Origin of the sequence: Mesorhizobium sp. M4A.F.Ca.ET.020.02.1.1 (assembly GCF_004022645.1) — a bacterium.
Lineage (GTDB): Bacteria > Pseudomonadota > Alphaproteobacteria > Rhizobiales > Rhizobiaceae > Mesorhizobium.
The window spans coordinates 1-3,139 of sequence record NZ_RZOI01000699.1; the positions used below are offsets into that span (position 1 = coordinate 1).

Consider the following 3,139-nt stretch of genomic DNA (forward strand, 5'->3'; position numbering starts at 1 on the left):
GTCCTCGTAGAAGATCAACTGGAACGCGGTGCAGATATCCGCGCCCGAAGCCGACATGGCGCGGGCGAAATGCTCGACCGCCTCCGGGAACAGCGCATTGTCGTCATCGGCGAACAGGACCAGTTCGCCCTGCGTGGCGCGAATGCCGGCGTTTCGGGCCGCGCCGAGGTGCTTGTGCGGCCGGCGCAGGATCTTCCACCCGCGTTGGCGGAAGCCCGGTTCCAGCGCGTCCAGCAATCGCCTGGCTTCGTCCAGGTCGCTGCCGTCGTCGACCAGCACCAGTTCCAGATTTTCGTAGGTCTGAGCCTCGACCGCCGCGATCGCCTGTTTCAGATAGGACGGCCGGTTGCGATGGGCCATGACGATCGAAACCAGCGGCGATGGTCCGGCGCCCTTGCGGGCCCGCCTGCGCGGCGGATCGCGCGTATCCAGCCAGGCCTGCCGGGTTTGGCGCAGGCGGTCGATCCGCTGGACGCGCGGCGGATCGTCGAGCGCCGCCGAGATCGCCTGCGCCAGCGCGGCGGGGTCGGGCTCGACCAGGCCTGGCTGGCCCGCCTCGGCCAGCCAGGCCTCGGCGTTCGCGCCGACATTGGTCGCAACGACCGGCAACCCCGCCTCGATGCAGGCTGCGACGGTCGCGCCGGTCGATGCGGCCCGCGCGGGAACGACCGCAAGCGCCCCGGTCCTGGCGGCACGGTCGAGCCTTGTGTTCAGGTCCGCATTCGCCAACAGGTTAAGCTTGAACGGCCATCGCTCGGCGCGCCGCACAACCAGTCCGCCGCTATGCTCGCCCATGATCCTTCCGAACGGACCAAAGGCGGTGATGCTAAGGTCCTTGGGCGCCGCCGTCGCAAGGATGTCCAGCGCATCGCACAACAGCGTCAGACCATCGCGATGCCGCCACCCGGCCAGCACGACAAGCTCGCTTGCGCTTCCCTTGCCGGTCGACGGCAGCGCGCCGGCAGGGTCTACAGCGTCCCGCAACAGCGGTATCACCGAAAACTTCCTGGCCTTCCAGCCCTTCGACACCATCCACCTGCGTAAGGCTGCCGACACGCAGATCGTCCCGTCGGCCATCTCGGCGCAATATTTCTCCATGAAGGCGACGGCAATCGCCGAGGTGCTGTCCATGAATGCCTTGTCGGCTTCATGCTCCCATTGCGCGGGAGCATGGGCGACGATGACGATGGGCGGCGCGGTGAACGCTGCTGTCTCGGCCGCGAGCAAGGTGAAGTAGGGCAGCCCGCCCTCGAGCGGCGCATAGACCAGGTCGTGGCCGGACCGTTCGAGATAGTGCAGCACGGCGGCCGACCGGCTCTCGGGCGTCGCCAGCGAGGGCAGCAACCGATCCGAGCTGTCGAGCACATGCAGCCGGACCGAGGTCGTCTCCAGCGCGTGGCGGTGCGCCGCCATCGTTTCGGAGGAGGGCTCTTGCTGGCCCGGCACCCATAGCAGGGTGACCTCGTCGCCGTCCGCGGCGAAAAGCCTGGCCAGCGCGACCATGGCCGCTTCGTCTTCGCCGCGACGGCCGATCACGCTCGTCATGACACAGACGCGGCGACGCCCGCCTTCCGGCTGCAACGGCCTTAGCTCCTTGCCACCAACGGCCATCGAAATTCCTTGTTCAGTTCCGCCGCAAGCGCCTCCGCGGCGCGATCCCTTCCGTCATGATGCCCGTGCCAGGTTTACTTTTTGGTGATCATGCTTCTGCGCTGTCGGTAAACCAAGTCCTCAAGCAGTTCCTAAAATGGCTGTGCAATCAAACGACTGTTACAACTTTAGCGACGCGGCATAAGCAATCTTTACGGCTCCTGGCTAGTCATGACGGCATATCAGGAGGCGCAAATGAAAACGACAATGATGTTTCTCGGTGCGCTCGTCGTAATGGGCGCCACGGTCTCGGCGAGCTCCGCCGACCAACTTATGCGGCCGCGCATCAACCTCGGCAGTGCCAACGTCAAGACGATCAGCGGCGACCGCGGCGGCTATGTGATCGACTATGCTATCCGTGCGCTGAAGATGCGCCGCAGCGGCACCTTCGTGCGCTTCAGCGGCGCCTGCGACTCGGCCTGCACACTCTATCTGTCGATGCCCAGGAGCAAGGTCTGCATCACGCAGCGCGCGTCGTTCGGCTTTCACCTGCCGTATGGCGCCGGCGCGCGCGGCAACCAGGTGGCCGCCAATTTCATGATGAAGAACTATCCCGGCTGGGTTCGCGGCTGGATCGCCAAGCGCGGCGGGCTGAAGGGTTCCATCGCGACGATGACCTACGCCGATGCGAGCCGCTTTCTGCCGACATGTCCTTCCGAACAGCGCGGCACGACCATCGCCAGCCTCGGTCCGACCCGACTGCGCGGCGGCTGATCCCGCGAACCAGTGTTGAAAAGCATCACGATGGCGGGCGCTGGGCAGCGCCCGCCATCGCCGATCCATGCTGCGGCGGTGCAATTGATCCAAGGGGTCGTTGGTGTATTTTCGGTGCCGTCGTCGTCTTCGCGGGCCTCGTGCGAATGCAGCCATGTCAAAAGTTCGTGCTTATCGCCTCGCCAAGGACCGGATCCCAAGCGCTCAACCGCCATCTCAATCAGTATGACGGGATGGTGATGCATGGCGAGGTCTTCAATTCGACCTTTGTCGGCCTGCGCAACGACTACCACGAGAAGATGAACCTGCCCCGTGAGGCCGTCGAGGTGCGTGACGCCGACCCCGAGCAATTCATCGCGCGGATCTTCGACGACCCGGTGGCCCGCTTTGTCGGCTTCCACCTATTTCCCGAGCAGACGCGGCCGGCCATTCTTCCGGTGCTGGAAGACGACAGCGTCAAGAAGCTCTGGCTCGTCAGGAACCCGGTCGCGTCCTTCCTTTCACTGCTTGAGGCCGAGGCGTCCGGCGTCTGGACTGTCGATGCCTCGGAGCCGCTGCCCGCTGGCGATGACCGCAAGAAAGTGCGTTTCGACATCGACCGGTTTAATTCTTACCTCAACGAACTCAACCTGTTTCGGGCCAAGATCAAATCCGTGCTGTTCGAGACCGGGCAGCCATATTTCCCGATCCACTATGGCGACATCGCCGATCCGCTGGTCGGAAATGCCATCATAGCCTATCTCGGCGGCTCCCAGCGCCTCGACCGTTTCAAGAC

At 64.5% G+C, this 3,139-nt stretch carries 3 protein-coding genes; 2 read left to right on the forward strand and 1 reads right to left on the reverse strand.

Features of this window, described 5'->3' with window-relative positions:
- A partial coding sequence (locus tag EN742_RS29535; RefSeq protein ID WP_128333587.1) for a glycosyltransferase occupies positions 1-1,611 on the reverse strand: 1,611 nt, incomplete at its 3' end.
- Positions 1,612-1,845: 234 nt separating this feature from the next.
- On the opposite strand from EN742_RS29535, the gene EN742_RS29540 reads away from it, so the two are divergent.
- Together EN742_RS29540 and EN742_RS29545 are read left to right on the forward strand one after the other, a co-directional pair.
- Entirely contained in the window at positions 1,846-2,364 is a 519-nt protein-coding gene (locus tag EN742_RS29540) for a hypothetical protein (RefSeq protein WP_245455529.1), read from the forward strand.
- Between the two features lie 167 nt (positions 2,365-2,531).
- The coding region (locus tag EN742_RS29545) for a hypothetical protein (RefSeq protein WP_210214489.1) at positions 2,532-3,139 on the forward strand (608 nt) is incomplete at its 3' end.